Annotated in this window: 23 protein-coding genes and 1 tRNA gene; 13 read left to right on the forward strand and 11 right to left on the reverse strand. The window is 35.9% G+C overall.

Annotated elements, in window-relative coordinates:
* Positions 1–31: 31 nt before the first annotated feature.
* The 7 genes from gldJ to ABS768_RS03980 all read left to right on the forward strand — a co-directional run bounded on the left by gldJ (position 32) and on the right by ABS768_RS03980 (position 6,911).
* Positions 32–1,702 (forward strand): gliding motility lipoprotein GldJ, encoded by a 1,671-nt coding sequence (gene gldJ / locus ABS768_RS03950; protein WP_408073664.1) that lies wholly within the window; start codon positions 32–34, stop codon positions 1,700–1,702.
* Positions 1,703–1,770: 68 nt separating this feature from the next.
* Positions 1,771–3,057: a UDP-N-acetylmuramoyl-tripeptide--D-alanyl-D-alanine ligase gene (locus tag ABS768_RS03955; RefSeq protein ID WP_408073665.1), complete on the forward strand. Its 1,287-nt coding sequence runs from the start codon at positions 1,771–1,773 to the stop codon at positions 3,055–3,057.
* 111 nt (positions 3,058–3,168) lie between these two features.
* A complete protein-coding gene (locus ABS768_RS03960) occupies positions 3,169–3,762 on the forward strand; it encodes a TetR/AcrR family transcriptional regulator (RefSeq protein ID WP_408073666.1) in 594 nt (197 codons plus the stop codon).
* A gap of 4 nt (positions 3,763–3,766) precedes the next feature.
* Positions 3,767–3,991 carry a hypothetical protein gene (locus tag ABS768_RS03965; RefSeq protein WP_408073667.1) on the forward strand — a complete coding sequence of 75 codons (225 nt, stop codon included), beginning with the start codon at positions 3,767–3,769 and terminating at the stop codon, positions 3,989–3,991.
* A 33-nt stretch (positions 3,992–4,024) separates the two neighbouring features.
* Positions 4,025–5,284, forward strand: a complete 1,260-nt coding sequence (locus ABS768_RS03970) for an MFS transporter (RefSeq protein WP_408073668.1) — start codon at positions 4,025–4,027, stop codon at positions 5,282–5,284.
* A gap of 91 nt (positions 5,285–5,375) precedes the next feature.
* Positions 5,376–5,954: a Crp/Fnr family transcriptional regulator gene (locus ABS768_RS03975; protein ID WP_408073669.1), complete on the forward strand. Its 579-nt coding sequence runs from the start codon at positions 5,376–5,378 to the stop codon at positions 5,952–5,954.
* Between the two features lie 75 nt (positions 5,955–6,029).
* Positions 6,030–6,911 (forward strand): SDR family oxidoreductase, encoded by an 882-nt coding sequence (locus ABS768_RS03980; protein WP_408073670.1) that lies wholly within the window; start codon positions 6,030–6,032, stop codon positions 6,909–6,911.
* A gap of 28 nt (positions 6,912–6,939) precedes the next feature.
* Here ABS768_RS03980 and ABS768_RS03985 read toward each other — a convergent pair whose 3' ends face one another.
* Positions 6,940–8,403, reverse strand: coding sequence for a S41 family peptidase (locus ABS768_RS03985; RefSeq protein ID WP_408073671.1), 1,464 nt, complete (start codon positions 8,401–8,403; stop codon positions 6,940–6,942).
* 90 nt (positions 8,404–8,493) lie between these two features.
* Positions 8,494–9,342, reverse strand: coding sequence for a LytTR family DNA-binding domain-containing protein (locus ABS768_RS03990; RefSeq protein WP_408073672.1), 849 nt, complete (start codon positions 9,340–9,342; stop codon positions 8,494–8,496).
* A gap of 249 nt (positions 9,343–9,591) precedes the next feature.
* Between ABS768_RS03990 and ABS768_RS03995 the strand changes: the two genes are divergently transcribed.
* Both ABS768_RS03995 and ABS768_RS04000 read left to right on the forward strand, forming a co-directional pair.
* On the forward strand, positions 9,592–10,173 hold the full coding sequence (locus ABS768_RS03995) for a TetR/AcrR family transcriptional regulator (RefSeq protein ID WP_408073673.1): 582 nt from the start codon (positions 9,592–9,594) through the stop codon (positions 10,171–10,173).
* Positions 10,174–10,216: 43 nt separating this feature from the next.
* Positions 10,217–11,005 (forward strand): SDR family NAD(P)-dependent oxidoreductase, encoded by a 789-nt coding sequence (locus ABS768_RS04000; protein WP_408073674.1) that lies wholly within the window; start codon positions 10,217–10,219, stop codon positions 11,003–11,005.
* A gap of 50 nt (positions 11,006–11,055) precedes the next feature.
* On the opposite strand, the gene ABS768_RS04005 is transcribed toward ABS768_RS04000, so the two are convergent.
* The 6 genes from ABS768_RS04005 to ABS768_RS04030 form a co-directional block, all read right to left on the reverse strand.
* Positions 11,056–11,130: transfer RNA gene (locus tag ABS768_RS04005), tRNA-Val, on the reverse strand.
* 92 nt (positions 11,131–11,222) lie between these two features.
* Complete coding sequence (locus ABS768_RS04010; protein ID WP_408073692.1) at positions 11,223–12,437, reverse strand: bifunctional folylpolyglutamate synthase/dihydrofolate synthase; 1,215 nt, start codon at positions 12,435–12,437, stop codon at positions 11,223–11,225.
* Between the two features lie 58 nt (positions 12,438–12,495).
* Positions 12,496–13,722: a Glu/Leu/Phe/Val dehydrogenase dimerization domain-containing protein gene (locus ABS768_RS04015; RefSeq protein WP_408073675.1), complete on the reverse strand. Its 1,227-nt coding sequence runs from the start codon at positions 13,720–13,722 to the stop codon at positions 12,496–12,498.
* Positions 13,723–13,789: 67 nt separating this feature from the next.
* Positions 13,790–15,817, reverse strand: a complete 2,028-nt coding sequence (locus ABS768_RS04020) for a tetratricopeptide repeat-containing sensor histidine kinase (RefSeq protein ID WP_408073676.1) — start codon at positions 15,815–15,817, stop codon at positions 13,790–13,792.
* A 73-nt stretch (positions 15,818–15,890) separates the two neighbouring features.
* The gene (locus ABS768_RS04025) at positions 15,891–16,067 is read right to left on the reverse strand and encodes a hypothetical protein (RefSeq protein ID WP_408073677.1); all 177 of its coding nucleotides are present in this window, start codon (positions 16,065–16,067) and stop codon (positions 15,891–15,893) included.
* Between the two features lie 187 nt (positions 16,068–16,254).
* Complete coding sequence (locus ABS768_RS04030) at positions 16,255–16,977, reverse strand: LytR/AlgR family response regulator transcription factor (protein ID WP_408073678.1); 723 nt, start codon at positions 16,975–16,977, stop codon at positions 16,255–16,257.
* Positions 16,978–17,084: 107 nt separating this feature from the next.
* Between ABS768_RS04030 and ABS768_RS04035 the strand changes: the two genes are divergently transcribed.
* Positions 17,085–17,747 carry a response regulator gene (locus ABS768_RS04035; RefSeq protein ID WP_408073679.1) on the forward strand — a complete coding sequence of 221 codons (663 nt, stop codon included), beginning with the start codon at positions 17,085–17,087 and terminating at the stop codon, positions 17,745–17,747.
* On the opposite strand, the gene ABS768_RS04040 is transcribed toward ABS768_RS04035, so the two are convergent.
* Entirely contained in the window at positions 17,744–18,814 is a 1,071-nt protein-coding gene (locus tag ABS768_RS04040) for an anhydro-N-acetylmuramic acid kinase (protein WP_408073680.1), read from the reverse strand. The two genes, ABS768_RS04035 and ABS768_RS04040, sit on opposite strands and share 4 nt — an antisense overlap.
* An 89-nt stretch (positions 18,815–18,903) precedes the next feature.
* Between ABS768_RS04040 and ABS768_RS04045 the strand changes: the two genes are divergently transcribed.
* From ABS768_RS04045 to ABS768_RS04055, 3 genes are all read left to right on the forward strand, one after another.
* A complete protein-coding gene (locus ABS768_RS04045) occupies positions 18,904–20,046 on the forward strand; it encodes an acyl-CoA dehydrogenase (protein WP_330441794.1) in 1,143 nt (380 codons plus the stop codon).
* 353 nt (positions 20,047–20,399) lie between these two features.
* Complete coding sequence (locus ABS768_RS04050) at positions 20,400–20,738, forward strand: helix-turn-helix domain-containing protein (protein WP_330441793.1); 339 nt, start codon at positions 20,400–20,402, stop codon at positions 20,736–20,738.
* Between the two features lie 82 nt (positions 20,739–20,820).
* The gene (locus tag ABS768_RS04055; protein ID WP_408073681.1) at positions 20,821–23,214 is read left to right on the forward strand and encodes an ATP-binding response regulator; all 2,394 of its coding nucleotides are present in this window, start codon (positions 20,821–20,823) and stop codon (positions 23,212–23,214) included.
* Here the strand turns inward: ABS768_RS04055 and ABS768_RS04060 are convergent.
* Together ABS768_RS04060 and ABS768_RS04065 are read right to left on the reverse strand one after the other, a co-directional pair.
* Entirely contained in the window at positions 23,211–24,539 is a 1,329-nt protein-coding gene (locus ABS768_RS04060) for a sigma-54-dependent transcriptional regulator (RefSeq protein ID WP_408073682.1), read from the reverse strand. The genes ABS768_RS04055 and ABS768_RS04060 overlap by 4 nt on opposite strands.
* 136 nt (positions 24,540–24,675) lie before the next feature.
* Positions 24,676–24,978, reverse strand: coding sequence for a hypothetical protein (locus ABS768_RS04065; RefSeq protein WP_408073683.1), 303 nt, complete (start codon positions 24,976–24,978; stop codon positions 24,676–24,678).
* Between the last annotated feature and the right edge of the window lie 301 nt (positions 24,979–25,279).

Raw genomic sequence — 25,279 nt, forward strand, 5'->3', positions numbered from 1 at the left:
TGCGCCACGAAATTAATTACCTGCAGAAAGTATGAAAATTAACAAGATTACAGCTTTTAAACTGCTATTAGCAGTTACGGTAGCAGTTGGTTACACCAGTTGTAGCAAAAAAGGCAGTGGTAACACTTCCTCTGCAACCGGATGGAAAATCAATGACAAGAAGGGCGGTTTCCAGCACAACTCTAACTACAAACAACAGGAGCCAGCTCCGGGACTTGTAGAAGTAGAAGGTGGAACTTTTACCATGGGTAGAGTTCAGGATGACGTAATGCACGATTGGAATAACACTCCAAACCAACAGCACGTTCAATCTTTCTACATGGATGAAACCGAGGTTACCAATGTTATGTACATGGAATACCTTGACTGGTTAAAAAGAGTATACCCTCCAACAGAAGAGAATTACAGAAACATTTATGTAGGTGCACTTCCTGATACATTAGTATGGAGAAGCGCTCTTGGTTACAACGAAACTATGACTAACAACTACCTGAGACACCCTGCCTATGCAGATTATCCGGTAGTAGGAGTTAACTGGATTCAGGCAGTTGAGTTTTGTGACTGGAGAACAAACCGTGTAAATGAGTCTATACTTGAGAAAGAAGGCTACCTTAAAAGAGACGCCAAGATTCTTGATGTAACAGCCGAAAACAACTTTGATACAGAAACTTACCTTGAAAGCCCTACAAAAGCTTACGGAGGTAACGAAGAAGTTGTTCTTAGAGGTCGTAACAATAAATTAGCAGGTGACGACGAAGCTACAAACGTTTATGCTCAAAGAACTTCAGGATTAATTTCACCTGAATACAGACTACCAACAGAGGCTGAGTGGGAATATGCTGCAGTAGCCCTTGTAGGTAACCGTGAGTACAACATTTACCGTGGTAGTAAAAAATACCCGTGGAAAGGTCAATACACACGTTCTGGTAAAAGACAAAAAAGAGGTGACCAGTTAGCTAACTTTAAACAAGGTAAAGGTGACTACGGAGGAATTGCAGGATGGTCTGATGACAATGCAGATATTACTGCTCCTGTAAAAACTTACCCACCAAACGACTTTGGTCTTTATGACATGGCTGGTAACGTAGCCGAGTGGGTTGCTGACGTTTACCGTCCTATTATAGACGATGAAGCTAGCGACTTTAACTACTACAGAGGTAACGTTTACATGAAAAACCAAATTGGCGAAGACGGTAGAGCTGAGATTGTAACTTCTGAAACTATAGAGTATGATACTTTAAGTAACGGTAGAATCCAGTACAGAAACCTTCCTGGTCAAATCGCAAGAACTCCGATTACTGAAGAGGATGTATACCTAAGACAAAACTATACAAAAAGTGACAACCGTAACTTTAGAGATGGTGACAGACAGTCTACACGTTTCTATGACTACGGAGGTTCTTCTGAAGAAGGTGTTAGTACTACAGGTGAAATGTATGATTCACCTCAACACAAAGTTGAAACTGACAGCTTAGGCAACATGGTAAGAGAGTGGGATAAATCTAACAAGAGAACTACACTTATCAACGATAATGTAAGAGTTTACAAAGGTGGTTCATGGAGAGACAGAGCTTATTGGTTAGACCCTGCTCAAAGAAGATACTACCCACAGGATATGGCTACAGACTTCATCGGATTCAGATGTGCAATGTCTAAAGTTGGTCCTAAGTCTACTAAAAAATCTGCTAGACACCGCGGTTAATCAAAGACTAAAATCTTATAAATAAAAAAATAAAGCCCTATCTTAGGGCTTTATTTTTTTATACACATATGACAACTACCGAAGAACTACACAAGTACTTCCTATCATGCGGAACTGTTACTACAGATACCCGAAAAATAGAAAAAGGATCTCTTTTCATAGCCCTAAAAGGTGAAAGGTTTGATGCCAATACTTTTGCTGAAGAAGCCTTAAAAAAAGGGGCAGCTTATGCCGTAGTTGACAATCCGCAATACAAAACAAACGATAAAATACTACTTGTAGAAAACGGGCTTACCGCTCTACAGCAACTGGCAAAATACCATAGACATTATTTGGGCCTACCTGTCATTGCACTAACCGGCAGCAATGGTAAAACCACAACGAAAGAACTTATAAATGCTGTACTTTCTAAAAAATATAACACTACAGCAACTATAGGCAACCTCAACAACCATATAGGTGTACCGCTTACCCTACTCTCATTTACAAAAGATACCGAAATAGGCATTGTTGAAATGGGTGCCAACCATAAAAAAGAAATAGAGCAACTATGTGAAATAGCCGAACCTAACTTTGGTTATATAACCAATTTCGGCAAAGCACACCTGGAAGGCTTTGGAGGAGTAAAGGGCGTAATAGAAGGAAAAAGCGAATTATACACTTACCTCAAAACTCATACAAAAACTGCTTTTGTGAATCTGGACGACCCCATTCAGAATAAGAAAACAGAAGATATGTCACGCATTACTTTTGCTGTTGATGAATATAACTGCGATGTGCGTATTGACCAAGTTGAAGCCAACCCAATGGTTAAGATAAAATATAACGGACTGGAAATACATTCAAACCTCATAGGTATTTACAATGCAAACAACATAAATGCTGCTATAACCATAGGGATCAACTTTAAAATAAGCGACCATAAAATTAAGGATGCTATTGAAAATTATACTCCAAATAATAACAGATCTCAGCTTATAGAAAAAAACGGCAATCATATAATAATGGACGCCTACAATGCCAACCCTAGCAGCATGGAAGCAGCATTAAACAACCTGATACAACTTGAAGGCAATTCTAAAATAGCAATACTGGGAGATATGTTTGAACTGGGAGAAGAAAGCCTTGAAGAACACAAAAAGCTGGTAGAGAAACTATCCCACACCCCATCTGTAACCACCTATTTTATAGGGAAAGATTTCTTTGCTAATAAAATTAGCAGCAATCATTTAAACTTCTACGAGAGTTTTGATGACTTTAAAAAACATATAGAAAAAGTCAGACCAATAGAAAAAATAATACTAATAAAAGGCTCACGAGGCATGGCACTCGAAAAAACCCTCGATATTATCTAAAAACACAACGCTTTCAAAATGAAAGCGTTTTTTTTATTCTAAAATATTTTATTCATAAATGAATGAATATTCATTTATTTATATAACTTTGTTCACTCAAAATTCTACCACATGAGAACAAGGGATACAGATAAGGAAAAACTGGTTTACACAAAAGCTGTAGAACAGATTGTAAACAAAGGCTTCAACACCTTTAGCATGAATAAACTAGCCAAGGCATGTAACATATCTGTAGCCACCCTATACATTTATTATAAAGACAAAGATGACCTTATAAAAAAAATAGTGAGCAAAATTGCCAAAAAATTCTTTAATGTGGTCATTAATGATTTTAACCCGAAAATGCCTTTTGAAGAAGGTATGTGGGTGCAATGGAGAAACAGGTCTGCTTTTGCTTTAGAGAACCCCATGGAGGTATCCTGCTTTGAGATTATGAAACATTCTCCCTATGCAGATGAGATATTAAAAACAGGAGAGTTAAGCATGTTTAAACAATATATGACAGAGTTTTTTGAGCATGCAATAAAGAATAAAGAGCTTAACCCAATATGCCTTGATGTTTTTTGGAGTATTGCTTACGGACCACTGTATACACTACTTGGTTTCCACAGGGAAGGGAAAAGCATAGGAGGCAGACCCTTCACCCTAACCGAAGATGTAATGAAACAAACTTTTGACCTAATGATAAAAGGTCTAAAACCCTGATAAAATGAAACAAACAAATCTCCAAATATTAGTATTTAAAACCGACATATCAGAATTATGCGGCAACTGCGAAGTTGCCAAAAAACTTAACATGCACCCATTAATCAACGAATGGTCTATAGACACTGAAGATAAAGATAAGGTTTTAAGAGTAGTAACTACTAACATTGTACCACAACAGATAGTACAACTGGTTACAGAGTCTGGGCACTACTGCAGTGAACTATAAACAAATCATCAATATAAATCATCAATCAAAAAAATGGACGTTAAAAAAGGAATTGCAAAATTCACCTCACATCAAAAACTGGTTATTGCCATGCTAGCACTAACTCAGTTTACCGTAATACTCGACTTTATGGTCATATCTCCACTGGGAGATATCCTTATGAAAAGTCTGGACATGACTACAGCAAACTTTGGTTTTGCCGTATCGGCCTATGCCTTTAGTGCAGGGATAGCAGGACTGCTTGCAGCAGGATTTGCCGATAAGTTTGACCGTAAAAAACTCCTTATTTTCTTTTACACAGGGTTCATATTAGGAACATTTTGCTGTGCAATGGCAAACAGTTATTTAACCCTGGTTGCAGCAAGAATTGTAACCGGTCTTTTTGGTGGCGTTATCGGGTCGGTATCACTGGCAATAGTAACAGATTTGTTTCTACTGGAACAACGAGGCCGTGTTATGGGATTTATACAAATGGCTTTTGCCACAAGTCAAATTTTAGGCATACCATTAGGATTATATTTTGCCAATAATTGGGGATGGCATTCGTCATTCCTTATGATAGTAGTACTGGCGGTAGCAATACTTGCCCTAATTATCATTAAACTGGAACCTGTAAACAAACATCTTGAAATTAAATCCGATAAGAACCCGTTTATACATTTATTACACACACTAACTAACAAAAGGTATCAAACAGGTTTTACTGCAATTGCCATACTATCGGTAGGTGGATTTATGCTTCAGCCATTTGGCACTGCCTATCTGGTAAACAATATAAAGGTAAGCCATGAAGAATTACCCATAATATTCTTTTTCACAGGACTTGCAGTATTGTTCATAATGCCAATGGTAGGCAAACTAAGTGACAGGATGAGTAAACTGAAACTATTTACAATAGGATCTCTAATATCTATAATCATGATATTAATATACACTAACCTACCTCCTATCCCGGTATGGCAAATTATAGTAATAAACATGATACTGTTTATGGGCATAATGAGCCGAATGGTGCCTGCAACGACATTAAATACTGCCGTGCCACAAACACAGGACCGCGGGGCATATATGGCAATAACCTCATCATTGCAGCAAATTGCAGGTGGTATAGCCGCTGTATGTGCCGGGTATATAGTACATCAGGAAACCAAAATGAGTCCGCTTATAAATTATGATGTATTAGGGTACGTGATTAGTATAATAACACTACTATCAATACTGCTTATACTAAGAGTGGATATTTTAATAAACCCAAAAACAGAAACACCTGTACCTGCTCCGGTAAAAGTATAAACATCAATCAAAATATACAGTTTAAAAAGCCCCGTTTATATGGGGCTTTTTCACACAACAAACAAAACAAGATATTCCTTACCTTTATACTATGCATCCCGAATTTGAGAAATACCTGAAAGAAAACACCGGTCTTACCGAAGGTGCCATACATCACATAAGTAGCAAGGCTTTCGATAAAACATTGCGCCGCAATGAACTTTTGTTACAGGCAGGGGATATTTGCAGGCACAAAGTATTTATTGCTAAAGGATTGCTTCGCACCTATAGCATTGACGCAAAAGGTAATGAGCACATACTGCAATTTACACCAGAACATTCATGGACTCTGGACGTAGAGAGTTATGATAAAGAAATACCAGCCGAAACAAACATAGGAGCCACTGAACCCACCGAAGTATTACTGTGGACGAAAGACGATTTCAACAGACTGTTAAGCGAAGTCCCAGAGCTTACCAAACTATCCCAACAGGTAATATCACGTAATATATACTACAGCAAGCAACGTATACTAACAACACTTAGCGGTACACCCGAGGAAAAATATGACGATTTTATACAGTGTTTCCCAAACCTACTATCAAGATTGCCTTTACGAATGATAGCCTCATACCTTGGCATTTCCATTAAAACACTTACAAGAATACGCCACAACCAGTTACAGCGATAATCCAAAATATGGTCAAATGACCATATTTTTAAGTTTGTTTTTAACGTGATTTGTTACAGTTAAAAACTTAATATTATGCGTGTATTTGTAACAGGAGCCTCGGGATTTGTAGGCTCAGCAGTAGTAAACGATTTAATAGCCTCCGGCATACAGGCACTTGGACTGGTACGATCTCAGGCTTCGGCAGAAAAATTAGAAAATTCAGGTGCCGAAATACTAATGGGTGATATTAATGACCCGGAAATTATCCGTAAAGGAGCCACTTCGTGCGATGCTGTAATCCACACTGCCTTTAATCACGATTTTTCCAGATACAAGGAGAGTTGTGAAGATGACAGGAAAGTCATTGAAATTTTTACCGATGCCCTTATAGGAACCCAAAAACCACTGGTAATAACATCGGCCATTGGGATACTGCGAAGTGAAAAGGCTATTATCGAAGATGACCAACCAGCCAGCTCGATATCGGTATCCAGAGCTGTATCGGAAGAAGCTGCACTCAAAGCAAGGTCAAAAGGAGTTAATGCTTATATAGTACGCCTACCTATTGTACACGGCAAGGATGACTATGGCTTTATTCCAATCGTTATAGGAATGAATAAAGAAAACGGACAGTCGGGCTATATAGGTGACGGACTTAACAGATGGCCAGCAGTACACCGAGAAGATGCAGCCAGCTTATATCGATTGATTGTAGAGAAACAACCGGAACAAGTCGTTTTTCACCCTATAGCGGAAGAAGGTGTACCTTTTAAGGAAATTGCCCATGTTATTAGCGAAAACACTGCACTCCCTTTAAAAAGCCTAACTGAAGCAGAAGCAGAAGCCCACTTTACCTGGTTCACACATTTTGCCGGCATGGATGCTTATGCTTCCAGCGAAAAAACCCAAAATATACTTGGCTGGAAACCTGAACAAATAGGTTTACTGGAAGATTTGAGTAAAAATTATTTTTAATAAAAGCCCTCGAATGAGGGCTTTTATTTTATTCGGCTATAAGCCTCATAACATATTCTAATGCATCACCTTCCACCTCAACATCGGGCTTAACGCCTATTTTATCTAATCTTTGTCCGTCAAAAGAATAATAATCAGCTGTTGGCAAAAACATCCTGAATCCGTCAGACAGTTCAAACATCTCTGCCGCTAACATTGCACCAGCTGTAGGCTTGCCTACAATTACCGCACGTTTCTTTTGTTTAAAACCATACACCAAAGGTTCACATGTGCTTCCTGTTTTACCATTGGTTAATATGTAAAGTTTTCCGTCGAAAACCGGTTCCTGCGGAATAACTTTTAAACACAATCCTTCGGTAGTATGAATACCATGCATAAGCATATCATAATTGGATTCGGTAAAGTGCGGAAATGATTCATATTCCGCAACCGTAGGCAATTCATCATGGTTATTAAAATATTTTTGTGTAAGAAATACCCCGCCGTAAAAAGTAGTATCGGCCACGTGTGTAGCAAACGACATACCCGCATCTACACTACCCCCCGGGTTGTTACGCAAATCCACTATAAGATTCTTATAATCCTTTTTAGCTATAACTTTAAAAACACTATCCATTTCGGCAGCATTACCATCAAAAGAGGTGATTTTGAGATAGCCTACACCAGCGCCTTTTTCTTCCAGAAATACCCTCTGCTTATAATTTTCAGATACTTCTGTTGCAACCTCAGCATCATTACTTTGTTCAGTCTCGTCATCCCCAAAAGGCCTCATAAGCATATAGTGGGATATGGGTAATTTACCTGCATAATAGAAAAAGGCAAATACCATTTCGAGATCATCCTGAACCTTTGCAGAAACATCATTCATTTTCCTGTCAAACCTTTTCCATTCCTTAGTCTGCATTATATCCCTGTTAAATATTTTATTGTAGGTTAGGCTAACTGTTTCCTTATAAAGTGCATGATAATCTCTCAAAGGCAACAAACGGGTATTTCGCTTACCTTCTATAATACCTTTGTAGTTATTATTCATATCACTTAGTGTTGCCGAAAGTTTTCCCTGAAAAACGTATCCTTTAATATTATAATTACCAACGAGGGATGTAAGTATTCCTGTGAACTTCAAAGAATCAGAAACTAAAGAATAGGTTCCGTTTTCAATTCGTAATATACTCCCTCCCTTTAGCCCGCTATTAAATGATTTTGCAAGCATAGATTTTGCACCGCCAAGAATATCCTTTAAGGCATCTTTACGGGTATGGCCCTCAAAATTATTTTCACCCGCTACATTAAACTCCATAATAATTTGGGAAAGCCCCAAGTCATTGTGTTGCATTTCAAGGTGCCATTTACCTGATAAAACATCGGCTTGTAGTTGTGCCCTGGAATTAGCAATATTAAAAATTATAGCCAGAATAATTAACAGGATTCTTTGCCTGAAGATACGTTGAGCAGTAGAAGGATTTTGATTTTTTTGGTGGTTTGTTAGCATGTTATTTGATTTTAGCATTGAAGCAAAAATCCAAAAAAACCTTTGTAACACTTGGCAAATGTTATGTTTGTCAAGAAAATGTGACGAACATCAAAGCCCCTTAACCAGTACTTTTACTTTGGGGATGTAATTTCTGGAAACAGGAACAAAATCATTTACTTTATCAATAAACAATTTATAACCCTGAGCATTTCCTTTTACCCTCATAACCTTACCTGTATTAACCATGAATGACCTATGACATCTAATAACAGTATTGTTTTGAATTTGGGTCTCAAGGTTTTTTAATGAAAGTCTTAATAGCTGATTGGCCACAACATCGCCTTCAAGATAATGTACCGTTACATAATTCCCGTCTGACTCAGCATACAGAAAATCATCTTCTCTAAAAGTTAATTCTTCTTGGCCGGAATCGGGTATAATACTTAGCAACAGATTTGTTGATTCTACTTTTTCTACCTGCTCAACAACTGAGTCCTCAAATGTATTCCACGATTGAGTTAGATACAGGTAACGTGCAAGCACGTAAACCATACTTATTGGCACAGCTATTGCAAAAGTGTATAGACACATAAACAGCAAATGACTGATGCTAAATGAAACATGGTTTATAAAATAGATGTTATAAACATAATTGAATCCCGAACAAATAAGAAGTACAAAAAGCAGCTTAATCAGTTCTTTATTAAGGTTCCATCTGTACGACTTTTTCAGGAAGAAGAGATTTACACCACTATATACCACAAAGGCAATAATAGGGTAAGGAGCCAGTAACAGATACTTATAGTTATTAGTAAAAGTATGCGCTCCGAAAGGCTGAAACACTATAAGGAAAAGATACCCCATTATCGCAATAAAAAATGATGACAGGAATATTTCCTTTCTTGATTCGGATATTGGATAACGCTGATTTATTATTTTACTTATTCCCTTTAGCACTATAATAGGTTTTGGTGTTTGCGTAAAGTTAAAAGAATTAGCTTAAAACAAAAAAACTCCAGTTTTCACTGAAGGTTTTCGACTTGTTATGGACTATCAGGGATTAAAATCGAACACTTAATGCGATTTTCAAAATTATTTGAAAGACACTAATCAAACTTCATTGGAATTCAGGTAGACATTTAATTAAATAATTTATAGCTTATTTCCTTATTTTATTTATTTTTGTATCAATCATTACAATAATAAATGAAAGGAAGACCTAACATTCATCTGGACAAACAACTTGTATTAAAAGCTCAACAAGTTTTCTGGGAAAAAGGATATAATGCAACGTCATTAACAGACTTAACTAATGCAACCGGTGCAGGTGCCGGCAGTCTCTATAATACATTCAAAGGTGGAAAAAAGGAACTTTTTAAGAAAGCACTTCATCAGCGAAAAGAAGATTTGGATGCATTTAAGAAATCACTTGAAAATTGTGACAGTCCCATAATATTGATTAAAGAATTCTTTATGAGTCTAGCTGATACTGATATGAGAAATCATTTTAAGGGCTGCATTATAGCGAATACAATTGTAGAGATGGCATTAGTTGATGATGAATTACAGAGGGATGCTATTCAAATACTTAAAGAAACTGAACAACTTTATACCTTAGTCATTACTGCAGAACAGAATAAAGGGTTGATTACATCTAAACTATCAGCCGATATTATAGCTAAAAATTTAATTACGTTTTGGTGTGGCATCAACTCATTGCGTAGAATTTATCCAGATAAAAAGATTTTAAAAGAGCAAATTGAACTTCACCTGAAAATACTGGATTAAAAAATTTTAGTCATTTTTTTAATAATCATTACAAAAATAAAAGATGGATTTACAACTTAAAGGAAAAAAAGCATTTATTAGTGGATCAACGCAAGGCATAGGTTTTTCAATAGCCGAACATTTGCTAAAAGAAGGTGCTGCCGTTATAATCAATGGAAGAAATGCAGAAAAAACAAAGCATGCTTGTGAAAAATTACAAAAACAATTTCCTGATTCAGAAATATTTGGCATTCCGGCAAATTTTGCTAATTCAACGGAGGTTTCCGCGTTGTTAAATGATTTGGAAGATATTGATATACTTATCAATAATGTAGGAGTTTTTGGTATTGATGATTTTCAAACAACATCTGATGAAGATTGGTACAATTATTTTGAAATAAATGTTATGAGTGGGATGCGCCTTTCCCGAGCCCTATTGCCTACAATGCTTAAAAAGAATTGGGGAAGGATAATTTTTATAAGTAGTGAATCGGGCTTAAATGTACCTGACAATATGATTCCGTATGGAATGACCAAAGCTGCAATGGGTGCTCTAAGCAATGGCTTATCTAAATTAACAAAAGGAACAGAAATTACAATAAACACTATATTAGGCGGACCTACCTATTCTGATGGTGTTGCAGAAACAATTAAACAGATAGCCAATGCTCAACAATTGAATGTTGAAACCATGAAAAGTGGAATCATTCAACAAACAAATCCTCATATACTTATACAAAGATTTATTGAACCCAATGAAATTGCAAATCTTGCAGTTTACCTATCAAGTCCCTTATCGATTGCCACAAATGGAGCAAGCTTACGTGCAGATAGTGGTGCATTAAAGGTTTAATATCGTAGAAAAAAAGCCATTGGAATCCAATGGCTTTTTTTGTTTTTGTGTGGGCGATGAGGGATTCGAACCCCCGACCCCCTCGGTGTAAACGAGGTGCTCTGAACCAACTGAGCTAATCGCCCGATATGTCTGCAATTTCGTCCCTTGATTAGTTCCTTATTGCGAGTGCAAATATAGATTGTTTTTTTGTATTTGCAAACATTATTTTAAAAAATTATAAAATTTCTGCTACTACAAATGTACTTCCACCTACATAAATAAAGTCGGTTTTATCGGCATCTGTCAACGCATTTTTATAAGCATCTGTTACAGAAGAATATACTTCTCCCTTCAAATCGTAATCCAAAAATCTCTCCTGAAGGATTTTTGCATCGAGACCTCGCATAACATTTGGTTTACAAAAATAATAAATGGCATTTTTAGGCATTAAAGGTAAAATTTCAGTTAGATCCTTATCATTTACCACTCCAAAAACAATCCTTAAATCCTTAAATTTTTGCTGCGCTATCTGATTAAGCACAATTTTTAGTCCGTGACTGTTATGTGCCGAATCGCAAAACGCCGTAGGGTTTTGGTGTATTACCTGCCACCTGCCCATAAAACCTGTATTTTTTACCACATTAAGCAATCCATTTACTAATGCCTCTTCATTAATATCAAAATAATGCTTTAAAACATTTACGGTTGCCAAAACTGTTTTTCTGTTCTGTTTTTGGTAGTCCCCTGTTAGATCTGAGTCATACACCGGGAAATCCTCATCTAAAGCAAAAATTATATCTGACTGCATTTCCTTAGCCTTATTTTCAAAAACCGTCTTGGTTTCGGGAGTGTATTCTCCTATAACTACAGGAACATTATTTTTAATGATACCTGCTTTCTCAAAGGCTATTTTTTCCAGAGTATCGCCAAGAAACTGAATATGATCAAAGCCTATATTGGTTATAACCGAAACCAGCGGAGTTACAATATTGGTAGAGTCCAGCCTCCCCCCCATTCCGGTTTCAATAATAGCCACATCTACTCTCTCTTTCGTAAAATAATCGAATGCCAACCCAACGGTCATTTCAAAAAAACTAAGCTGACTGGCTTCAAAAAACGGCTTATTTTTGTCCATGAAATCCATAACAAATTCCTTCGATATGTCCTGACCGTTTATTTTTATGCGCTCCCTAAAATCCTTTAGATGCGGCGAAGTATACAAACCTACCTTATAGCCCGCTTCCTGTAGTATAGAAGCCAGCATATTTGATACAGACCCCTTACCGTTTGTACCTGCCACATGAACCGATTTAAACCCGTTCTCGGGGTTATTTAAATGCTTTGCCAGCAATAGCGTATTGGTAAGGTCTTTTTTAAATGCAGAAGCCCCCTGTGTTTGATACATGGGCAACTGTTTAAACATCCACTCTATGGTTTCCTGATATGTCATAATAAAAAAATGACAGATAAAAATATCTGTCATTAAATGTATAAATTTTAAAGATGTGTTACACCAGTTGTTTTAAAGCAATTTCAAAAGCAGTGTTGCTTATGTTTAGCTTAGAACTGTTTTGCTCGTGCACTCTTTGAATTGCTTTTCTTATAGTTTCAGATGTATCGTTAAATACAGCCTCATCTGTCATACCTACTTTTTTCTCCATAAAGTAAGCAAATACTCTTGCCATACCACAGTTAGAGATAAAGTCTGGAATAAGGCTCACTTTACTGTCTGTCTCCTCCATAATAGGACCAAAGAAAATTTCTTTGTCAGCAAACGGTACGTTAGCACCACATGAAATAACTTCAAGACCCGAAGCGATCATGTTATCAATTTGGCCTTTAGTAACCAGTCTTGAAGCTGCACAAGGAGCAAATATCTCTGCACCTGTTTTCCATATTTTCTCGTTTATTTCCTCAAACGGAATCATATTATCTGCAACAAGTTTGTTACCATCCTTGTTAAGGAAAAGTTCTCTTATTTCTTCAAAAGAGAATCCGTTCTCATTTAAAAGTCCACCGTCACGGTCTATAATACCAATAACTTTAGCACCCATTTCTGCAAGGTAGAAAGCAGCTGCCGAACCTACGTTACCAAAACCCTGAACGATTGCTTTTTTACCTTTCACATCACCTCCGTAAATAGCATAGAAATGACGTACAGCCTCTGCAACACCATAACCGGTAATCATATCGGCAACAGTATATTTCCTGTTAACATCAGGTGAGAATGTTGCATTCTCTATTACTTTAACAACACCTTGTCTTAACTGACCGATGCGGTTAATTTTATCGGCCTCGCTTGGTTTAAAGTGTCCGTTAAAAACACCTTCCTGCGGATGCCATACCCCACACTCTTCAGTCATAGGGATTACTTCATGAATTTCATCAACGTTAAGGTCACCACCTGTACCGTAGTAGCTTTTTAAAAGCGGAGAAACAGCTTTATACCAACGCTGTAATACTCCTTTTTTTCTTGGGTCAGCCGGATCAAAATTAATTCCTGATTTAGCACCTCCTATAGCAGGTCCCGAAACCGTAAATTTAACTTCCATAGTTTTTGCAAGAGAAAGCACCTCGTTCATATCAAGTCCTTTTCTCATACGTGTACCACCACCGGCAGCACCTCCCCTTAGGGAATTAATCACTGTCCATCCTTCTGCTTCTGTTTCAGAATCTTTCCAGTTAAAAACTATTTCAGGCTGTTTATTTTCGAATTTCTTTAATAAATCTTTCATTCGTTGAATTTTTATAAATCGGCACAAATATATAAAACATATAAATGAGAATTCTGTATTTATCTCATTAATTAGGGAATACAATATGAATTTTCGCCCCTTTTCCAGGAGCAGAAATAATATCGAGCTTACCATTAAGCACAGAAGTACGTTTTCTAAGATTTCTTATACCTATACCTCCTTTAACCTTATCAGGATCATAACCTATACCATCATCTGTAATAGTAAGCTCAATTGCATCTCGATTTTTTTTAATTTCCACAATGGCATTGTGAGCTATACTATATTTATTGATATTCTGTAAACCTTCCTGTATTACCCTATACACATTCACTTTTTGAATATTGGGTAAACCCTCCCAGTTAATATCGGGATCTATATCAACATCAAAAACGGTATTGAATTCATTTTTCTGAGTAAGCACAAGCGATTCAATAACATCTTTAAAGCTCTTTTCAAAGAACACCGCATTACGACTAAGGTCATGAGACACACCTCTAATTTCCGACTCTACTGTTTGCAGCTGCTTTATATACTCTTTTCTTTGCGCTACAGACTCTTCATCGGTATTCCTGTTTATAAATTCGAGATTAAGCCTTACCGCATAAATATTATTAAGAATCCCGTCATGCAACTCCATGGCAATACGGCTTTTCTCCTCGGCCCTGGCTTTATCAATCTTAGTTTGCTGTTCAAACATTAACTGATAAATCTCCTCATTAGCCTTTTGCTGCTCCTGCTCCATCACCAGCTTTTTATTCCTTGAGTTAAGGTAATAAATAATAAACACTGCCCCTATAAAAAGTAACACCATTGCCGAGACACCTATTATAAACCCATTCCTTTTTACTAAAGCTTCTTTCTCATCTTCAAGTCTTTCTGTTTCATACTCTATACGGGCAAATTTATCTTTATTGGCCTGTTCTACTTTTTGCAAACTGTCATTAACCACATTAAGCCTTTTGTAATAGGTTGCACTTTGAGGTTTATCTATTTCACCTAAAAGCTTTAAGGTGTTTACAACATCATAGTATCCCTTTATATTTTCGGCTTTGGTATAAGCTTCCCTTAAATATTCAACAGCCTTTGCCGTATCTTTTTTTGCCGCATAATATTCACCAAGATATTTTTTTGTAGCTACAATACCATAATTAATCCCTAGGCTATCCCTTATTGCAAGTGCCTCATAAAACATTCTAGGCAAATCTTTCTCATTACCCGACTTAAAACGCGCATAAGCCAAACTGTTTAGAAGCTTTGCGTATAACGACGGATTAGACTCTTTTGATGTTAGTTTAAGTGCATTAAGATAAAACTCTTCTGCCTTTGCATAATCTTCCATATTGAGGTAAACATTACCCAGATTATTATAACAGGTAGCCTTATAATAATTTACATCTATATCATTTGAATCCTCTTTATTAAAAGAAAGCAATTGTCTTAAGGCTAGCTCATAATACTTAATAGCCTCTACATGCAGCCCCTGCCCATCAAGGGCGGCAGCTATCAGGTTGTGACAATTGTAAATATCAGTAGCATCCCTACCCTGCAAAAGCCCCAATGCCCTAAATGCTTCAGTTTCGCAAAGCTGGTATTCCTTTAAATAATATAGAACATAAGCCTTATAAAGTTTTGTTTTACCTAGGCTTCTGTACTGATGTGACTCCTGAAACAATTTTTCTGCCTGGGTATAAAAAATATAAGCACTATCGGTATCTGCTAAACCAAAATAATAGGTATTACCTATTGTATAAAGCGATTGAGCGACATTAACTGTATCCTTAATCTCTTTATTCAGCTCAACGCTTTGTTTACCTATTTTTAAAGCTCCCTGATAATCACTTGAATTATAATAAGCCTCTGTAAGCATTAAATAATAACGGGGAATACTATCCTTATATGGATAGTTATTTATTTTCTGATAAACAGATTTCAGCAGTTGCTTTTTCACGCTGTCATTATCTGTAGCAGATACCTGATTTAACATTTCTGTTATCTGCTTATCCTTATCAGAATAGTTATTGTTTTTGTCGTTACAGGAAATAACGGCAAAAAACAATAATATAAAAAGGAGTATTTGTTGGAAGTTATTCAAAATTTTTGAGGCTGTAGTTGTTAATACTACAGCCTCAAAAATAATATATTTTATTTAATAGCAATGCCTAAGATTATTTTCCGTTGCTTGGTACAGGTCTTGGAAGTTCAACATCTCCATTATCTATTGGTGCTACAATCGTAGTATCTCCTGCTGATGTATCCTCTAAAGCGCTATCATCTGTTGAACAAGAAACTGCTGTTAAACCAACAAATGCGATAAGTCCTAAAGTAAAAAGTGATTTTTTCATGGTGTTAAATTTTTTAAAATTGGATAGGTGTTATTTTTTAATATTTTTAATTTGTTTTGCTTTTTTGTTTATTTATTGAAGCAAAACTAAGACTAAATACACCATCCAAAACCATGATTTACAGCAGTTTTAGTGAATGACAGGAGCACACTAGTAACTCGACCGATTTGCAGGGTAAAATGACTTATTATATATTTTCGGGAGCAATTTTCCGGATAATAGCATCAATATTATCCTTAAATGTTTTAGAGAAAGAAACAGACAAATCACTGTTATTTAAATAACATAATGATTTACCGGTATTAATCCTGGTTATATAGTTACTGTTTACTATATAGCTATTATGTATCCTGAAAAAGAAAAACGGCAGGTTTGCCTCATAGTGCTTAAGCGTTTTATAAGCTGTAAGCTTTTTACCGTTTTGCAAATGGAAGTCAGTAGTATTATTATCTGCCTTAAGATAAACAATATCGTTAAGCGAAATAAACTGGTAATCACCATATGATTTAATACATATAGTATCTCGGGAAGCAACAGGGCTTGTTTTCTCAAAACGAAGTAATGTTTTCCTTAGTTCAAAACGGTTAAGTGGCTTTAACAAATAATCAGAAACACCGGCCTTAATTGCGTCAAAAGCATACTTAGTAGTTGTAGTGGTTACTATAAAATAAGGCAGATTATCAATATATTGATGCAGTTCAGTAATAATAGAAAGCGACAGTCCGTTTTTTTTACTTTTAGGGGAAACTTCAATAAATACAAGCATTGGCTGCAAATCAAGTATCTTGTTTACAGCCTCATCTTTACTACTCGCTACCCCAGCACAAAAATATTCTGGAAAATCCTCAAGTCGTGCCAGTGTGTCTTTCGCTCCGATATCTTCATCAATTATCAGATATGAATATTGCACTTTCCTGAAAAAATTGTTAAAAAACCGAGGGCAATATATTAAATTTGAAATAGTCGTTTTACGGTTTAACCGTAAAATTTGTTAAATTTGTCCTAATAGACTTGTATATGCAGAGAGATTTAAGAATTCTTATCGTTGACGACCACCCCATGACGGTTAACGGTTACATCAATGTTTTACGCAACGAAAACATTGAGGGTCACAATCTTATATTTACCAAAGCGCTGGATTGCCAACAGGCTTATGAGCTTATAACCACCCAGCATTTTGACATTGCGTATCTTGACTTGAGCCTTCCCCCATATGAAGAAAAAAACATCACTTCAGGGCTTGACTTAGGTGTATTGATACGCAAAACGATACCAGATTGTGTAGTTATAATATTAACCATGCACAGTGAAGCCACATTAGTAGACCGCCTGATAAAAGAAATTAATCCTGATGGTATTTTATGCAAAAGCGACATCGATATTGATGAGTTTGTAAACGCCTTCAAGATTATTTTTAAAGGCGAGAAGTATATGAGCAGTAAAATTGTAAAGTCACTTCGTGATAAAGACTTTGACAAGTACAACCTGGACAATTACGACAGGCAAATACTTATGAGACTGAGCGAAGGAATACTTACAAAAAATATCCCTAACTACGTGCCGCTATCACTAAGTGCCATTGAAAAAAGAAAGGCCAATTTAAAAAGTATGTTTCTTGAAGGTAAAAGCGGCGACGACCACGACCTCATTGAAGCTATAAAAAAAATAGGCATTCTTTAAATCCCAAAAACAATCCCCGAACTATGATCCCCAACAGCACCCGTAACACTGGAAAGTACATTTACTTCTCCCCTTAGTTTTAAAACTCCCAATAAGCCAAAAATAAGCGATTCTTTGTATTGAATCGTCTTATCATCCGGAACAACAATAGTCGTATCAGGCATAAACTCCTGCATACAATTCAGTAAAAATATGTTATAAGCTCCACCACCAGTAACAAGTAATTTACCCGGAGGCAATACGTTTATTACAGCCGCCACCTGTGTAGCAACATGTATTGTAAAGGTATGGAGTTTATCTTCTGCCGGAACATCATATTTTTCTACTAATGGCAATAAAACTTCTTTTACATATTCAAAACCTAATGACTTAGGATATGATTTTTTATAAAACTCAAGCCTGTTAAGTTCGTTATACATTTCGGCAATCATTTTACCTTTTGCTGCTACTTTACCACCGTCATCATAAGGCAAACCCAATTTACCTGCATAATAGTTAAGTACTGTATTCACTGCACAAATATCAAACGCAACACGCTCACCATTATCTTCAAACGAAATATTAGAGAAACCGCCCAGGTTAAGGCAATAACTATAATCGCTAAACAACAACCTATCACCTATAGGAACCAAAGGAGCTCCCTGCCCTCCCATTTGCACATCCTGCAACCTAAAATCACAAACCGTAGTTATACCAATACTTTTTGCCAACTCCTGCTTATTACCTATTTGAAGCGTGAATCCATTTTGCGGCTGGTGTAAAATTGTATGCCCGTGTGAACATACTACATCAAGATCTTTTATTGCAAAATCCTCAATAAAGGTTTTTATAATATCTGACAATAACAAGGTATATTCATCATTGAGTTCTTCAAGCTTTTCTTTAGTATAACCCACAGCCTCTTTAAGTCTGTTTACCCATACATCACTATAAGCAACTGTTTGACATTCACGCATATTATAACTCCAAATACCATTTTGATAGTTGAAAATAATATGGGCTAAATCGACTCCGTCAAGCGAAGTTCCCGACATAACTCCTAAAACGTTATAGTTTTCTCTAATCATGTGCTAAAATTAAATAATGATATTGAAAAATTCACATTAAATAATTACTTTTGGGCGCAATAAAACAAAATTACAATATTTAGATAGTTATGGATTTTAAACTTACTGAAGAGCACTTAATGATTCAGAAGGCAGCAAGAGACTTTGCTCAAAATGAATTACTTCCGGGTGTAATAGAGAGGGATGAAAAACAAATTTTCCCTACAGAGCAAATCAAGAAAATGGGAGAGCTTGGCTTCCTGGGTATGATGGTAGACCCAAAATATGGTGGTAGCGGATTAGACGCAGTTTCTTATGTTATCGCTATGGAAGAAATTTCTAAAATTGATGCTTCTGCTTCAGTAGTTATGTCTGTAAACAACTCTCTGGTATGCTGGGGACTTGAAACCTTTGGTACAGAAGAACAAAAACAAAAATACCTTACCCGTTTAGCAACAGGCGAAATAATAGGAGCTTTCTGCCTTTCTGAACCGGAAGCAGGAAGTGATGCTACTTCACAAAAAACAACAGCTATTGATAAAGGTGATCACTACCTTTTAAACGGTACTAAAAACTGGATAACAAACGGTAGCACTGCCGATGTTTACCTTGTAATAGCTCAAACTGATATTGAGAAAAAACACAGAGGTATCAATGCCCTTATTGTTGAAAAAGGAATGCCAGGTTTTGAAATTGGAGCTAAAGAACAAAAATTAGGCATCCGCGGATCTGACACACACTCATTAATGTTTACCGACGTTAAGGTCCCAAAAGAAAACAGAATAGGTGAAGACGGTTTCGGGTTCAAATTTGCCATGAAAACCCTTTCAGGAGGTAGAATCGGTATAGCTTCTCAGGCACTAGGTATAGCTTCTGGAGCTTACGAACTTGCTCTTAAATACTCTCAGGAAAGAAAAGCTTTCGGTACAGAAATCTTTAACCATCAGGCTATCGCTTTCAAACTTGCCGATATGGCCGTACAAATTGAGGCTGCACGTCACCTTTGTATGAAGGCTGCATGGGATAAAGACAACCATAACAATTATGATGTAAGCGGTGCTATGGCAAAACTTTACGCATCTCAGGTTGCAATGGATACTACTATCGAAGCCGTACAGATACATGGTGGTAACGGTTATGTGAAAGAATACCATGTAGAAAGACTTATGCGTGATGCTAAAATCACCCAGATTTATGAAGGAACTTCAGAAATCCAAAAGATTGTAATTTCAAGATCGCTTATAAACAAATAAGAACCTACTTATACATATAACATATAGTAAATAAAAGCCAGCTAATCAGCTGGCTTTTATTATTGTTAAAAAAATAACTCAAAAAGTAACTATCATTTTTTAACTATATATTTACTTTTTAACGGGTAAAACATGTCGTACATCGATTATTTAAGTTTTAACTTCAACTTGGAACACTTCTTTTTTATTTTTATAAAATAAATACAGTATGTCTCAAGTTATAATACTATAGAGAGTTACGGTTTTGCACACCTTACTTGCAATATTTATAACAGCCAATAAAGTGTATTTACTAAATACAAATAGACAAAAAACCGAAAATTAGTTATAATTTAATTATTGCCAACTAAACCATGAACGTAATAGGCCAGAAAATTAAGAAACTTAGAGAAGAAAAAGGAATTACTCAGGAAACAATGGCGCTACACCTTGATGTTACCCAGAGTAATTACGGAAGACTCGAAAAAGACGACAGAAGACTAAATGTTGTTAAACTTCTTAAAATTGTACAAATTCTTGATGTAAACATCAACTACCTTTTCAACGAGATCGTAAGCGAATCAGAACCGGGAGATGATATGTTCAATCAGGCAAACAAAGAAGTTTATGACATACTTGTTGAAAGCCTTAAAGCCGAAATACAACACCTTAAAGAAGAAATTAACTTTTTGAGAGTGATTGTAAAAAGCTAATATATTCTTAAAAAACACTATTCAATACTGAATACTTTGTGCCTGCGTTATAACTTAGATGCATTAACGCACTAATATCGTTATGGCCCAACCCAAATCAGTAAAATCAAAGGTAATTGCCGGATACCTGCTGCTGTTTATTTTTGCAGTAATATCTGTATGGTTTGTATATAGTGAAATTTCCAAAATCGCTTCTAAAAGCGTATCCGGAAATGATAGCTCAAAGATTATACAAATAAGTAACACTATAGCTAACCTATACACTTCTGAAGCCGTAGGTAAAACTGCTATGCTTAGCGGACTGGACAGTGATTACAACAGCTACAATAAACTTATTGACAGTATTAATAATGATATCGACCTTATTAAAAAAGAGGCCGACTCAAGTCAGGTTGTAAAATTTGACTCCATACAATTATTAATAAACAAGAAAAGAAAAAGTATAGCCGGAATTATTAAGTACCGCAAACTTAACAGACCGGAATATGTACGAAAAAACTTTAGCAGCAAAATAAACAGTGTAAAAGACTCTCTTGTAAATCAGGCAATACCATTAAAACCAGAAGAGCGTTATACCTGGAGCCAGGTAGTTAACTCTGCATTACCTCCCAAAACACTGGATTCTATTAGAAAATTTGCTTCAAATGATTCTCTTACTATTGCATACAATCAGGTTATAGAAGAGCTAATAGACAAGAACAAGCAGGAACAAAACAAATTAAATCGTGCCGAGCAGGTACTGCAGGATGAAAACCGTATTATTTCCGATCAGCTTCGGGTTATACTAGCATCTGTAGAAAAAGAAATTATCGAGAGGTCATCACAAAAAATTGCTGCATCACAGCTGGCAATTTCTTCAACCGTAAAAAAAATGGCATGGATTGGTGCTTCTGCACTACTTATACTTATAATTTTTGCCTGGATAATTTTAAGTGATCTTACAAAAAGTCAAAACTACAGGAATCAATTAGAGGACCTTAATACCGAAAATGAAAAGCTCTTAAGAAGCAAAACAATGCTTATGGCTACTGTAACACACGACTTACAAACCCCGCTTGGCAGTATAATCGGTTTTTCAGACCTAATCAGCAATTCTGAAATAAACAGCAAACAGAAGCAATATCTGGACAATATAAAAGAATCTGCTGACTATATACTTAAACTGGTAAGTGATCTTGTGGATTTTTCTAAATTGGAAAACAGCAGAATCACTATTGAAGAATCATCATTCAACTTAAAAACACTTATAGAAAACACCTGTAAAACACTTGAACACTCTGCCGAAAAGAAAAATATTGAACTTAACTGGGTTAGCGATGATAAGCTTGAAAATAATATAATATCAGACCCTTACCGCATTAAACAGGTCTTAACCAACCTTATCAGTAATGCTATAAAGTTCACACAGGAAGGATCGGTAGAAGTACTGGCATATATTAAAAACCAAAGTGTTTTCATATCTGTAACAGATACCGGTATTGGTATAGCAAAAGAGAGCCACGCTAATGTATTTAAGGAATTTACACAGGCTAATGATGGTATAGAGAAGAAATTTGGCGGAACAGGACTGGGGCTTACCATCTCTAAAAGAATCATTGAACTCTTAGGTGGTACGATTGAGCTGGAGAGCGAAGAAGGAAAGGGATCTGAATTCACTATAATTTTACCATATCATAAAGGCAATAAAAATAAACCTGTACAACAACAGGTTCAAATTACCAACTATCCATATCTTAAAAACAAAAAGATTCTCTTAGTAGATGATGATGAAACCCAACTATCATTATTAAACGAAGTATTTAGCGATAAAGGAGCAGTAGTCAGCACAGAAGCAAATTCGTCCAGGGTAGCACAGCTTATAAACGATAAATATTTTGATATTATTCTTACTGATATCCAAATGCCGGGACTGGACGGTTTTGAACTTCTTGAAGAAATACGTACTATTAATCAAAATATTCCGGTTATAGCACTTTCAGGAAGAAAGGATCTTGAAAAAGATTATTTTTTAGAAAAAGGCTTTACAGATTTTCATCCAAAACCGGTACAGGTAAATAAACTATTAGCTATTGTGTCAAATCTTTTTGGTGACAATATAAAAATAGATGCAGATGCTATAACTAGAACACAACGTCAAAACCGTCCGCTTTTTGACTTGAGAAGTTTGTCTCAATTTACTCAAAATGATACCGAATCATTAAAAATGATTATTGACACTTTTATAGGCAGTTCAAAAGAAAACTGCGCTGACTTACAAAGTGCTTTAACAGACAAAAACGAACAGCGTATTGTGGAAGTATCCCATAAAATGATACCTATGCTAAAACAAATTGAAGCATTCCATATATCTGAAGTTCTTGACACGCTGGAAGAGAAACATTACTCAGGTAACTGGGATAAAATAGAACAGCAAATAAATACTGCCTGCAAAAGCATAGAGATCCTTTTAGAAAAGCTAAATGAAGAAGTAAATTAAAGATCTATATTATATAATTTAAGCTTATTATAAAGCGTTTTACGATCTATGTCGAGCAGCTTAGCAGCTTTAGACTTGTTATAATTTGTACGCTCTAAAGCCTTTCTTATAGCCTCTTCCTCACTCTCTTTAGAATAGCTTAACTGTATTTCTTCATTAGCTGACTGTTCCATCTCGGGAGGTAGTACTTCAAGTGAAATAGCATTACCTCTGGTCAACAATACCGAACGCTTAATGATATTTTTCATCTCCCTAAGATTACCCGGCCAGGAGTAATTAAGGAAAAGATCAATTACATTTTGATCAAAACGCTCAACATCCTTTTCCAGTTCTTCATTTGCCTGTGCCAGGAAATGATTCGCAAACATCATAACATCTTCCTTACGTTCGCTTAGTTTAGGTACATGTATGCAAAACTCATTAAGCCGGTGGTACAAATCTTCCCTAAAATCACCTCGCTTTACTGCATCAGCTAAATCTTCGTTTGTAGCAGCTACTACCCTAATATCCACCTGTTGTTCTGTATTGCTTCCTACAGGCTTTATTTTGCGCTCCTGAAGGGCACGTAATAATTGCACCTGAACATCGTATGAAAGATTTCCTACTTCGTCAAGAAATAATGTACCTCCATTAGCCGCTTCAAAGTGACCTGTCTTGTCAGTTACGGCTCCTGTAAAAGATCCTTTTATATGTCCGAAAAATTCACTTGAGGCCAATTCTTTGGGTATAGCTCCGCAATCAACAGCTACAAAAGGCTTACTAGCCCTCTTGCTTTGCATATGTATGGACTGCGCTATATATTCCTTACCTGTACCACTATCACCAATAATCAATACTGACATGTTAGTAGGAGCAACAAGATTAATATGATCGTATAGTTTTGCAGAGTCGCCACTGATTCCTTTTACAAATCCCGACACCGTTTTTTTAGGTTCGGTAACAGTATTAGAATTTTTAGTTTCCTTTTTTATCAGAGCCTGTTGGATAGTGTGTAAAATTTCATCCGGATTTATTGGCTTCCCTACATAATCAAAAGCGCCAATCTTCATCGCGTTTACAGCTGTTTTTATATCGGTATACCCCGTCATAAGTATAACCTGTGTTTTAAGTCCCTTTTGCGTGATTGACTTAAGTATTTCAAGTCCGTCACTATCAGGCAGCCTAATATCAGTTAAAACTATATCAAAGAATTGTTTATTTAATTCCTGAAGGGCATCATTGCCGTTAAATGCAGTAATAACATCATACCCTCTTTTTTGCAAGAAGGTTTTTAGCATTAAGCAGAAAGAAGTATCGTCGTCAACAACCAGAATTTTTACACTCATTATAATCTAAAGTAAATAAACACAAATTTAATGCTTTTGGAATTTTAAACTGTTAATAAAAACAAAAGGAGATGTTTTACCATCTCCTTCTGTCGAAGAATTTACCAGATTCTTCAAATCACCTTACTATATATCTTTAAGCTTCCTTTACAAATTCTCCTGTCGCTTTGTAAAAAGCTGTTATTTTAGTCTTTTGATTACTCAATATAACTTTGTACTCAACATCATCTGATAAGTAAGCCTCATCAAGTGAGTAACCACTATATTTCGCACTAATAGATCTTAAAACATCCACCGGAACATCTGATGTATCTATCTTAGCATATTCCTTTTCCTGTAACACAACCTCATTATTACCTAATGTTGTATTAGCAATAACATTTGTCGTACTGACACCAAACAATAATAATAGTCCCAATAATAAATTTTTCTTTTTCATAGCATTTAATTATTTGGCTGTTTGTATATCTAATATGAAATAACCGTACCAACAAAAAACAAAACACTCACCTAATCACACAAGACACTATAAATAAGGTATTTAAGATTTTAAAAAGAAAAAACTATATTGCACAAAAGTGTAGAGATACACAATAAAAGTGTGGAATTTCTACACATATTAATAAGTAATAAAGCAGATATGTAGAAATGGAAAAAGGTATAAAAACAAAAAACCCTATCCATTAAAGGATAGGGTTTTTAAAAGAAAGGCAGTGTCATACTCTCCCACAAATTGCAGT

The sequence above is a fragment of the Flavobacterium rhizophilum genome, assembly GCF_046000485.1.
In the GTDB taxonomy this organism is placed as follows: Bacteria; Bacteroidota; Bacteroidia; order Flavobacteriales; family Flavobacteriaceae; genus Flavobacterium; species Flavobacterium rhizophilum.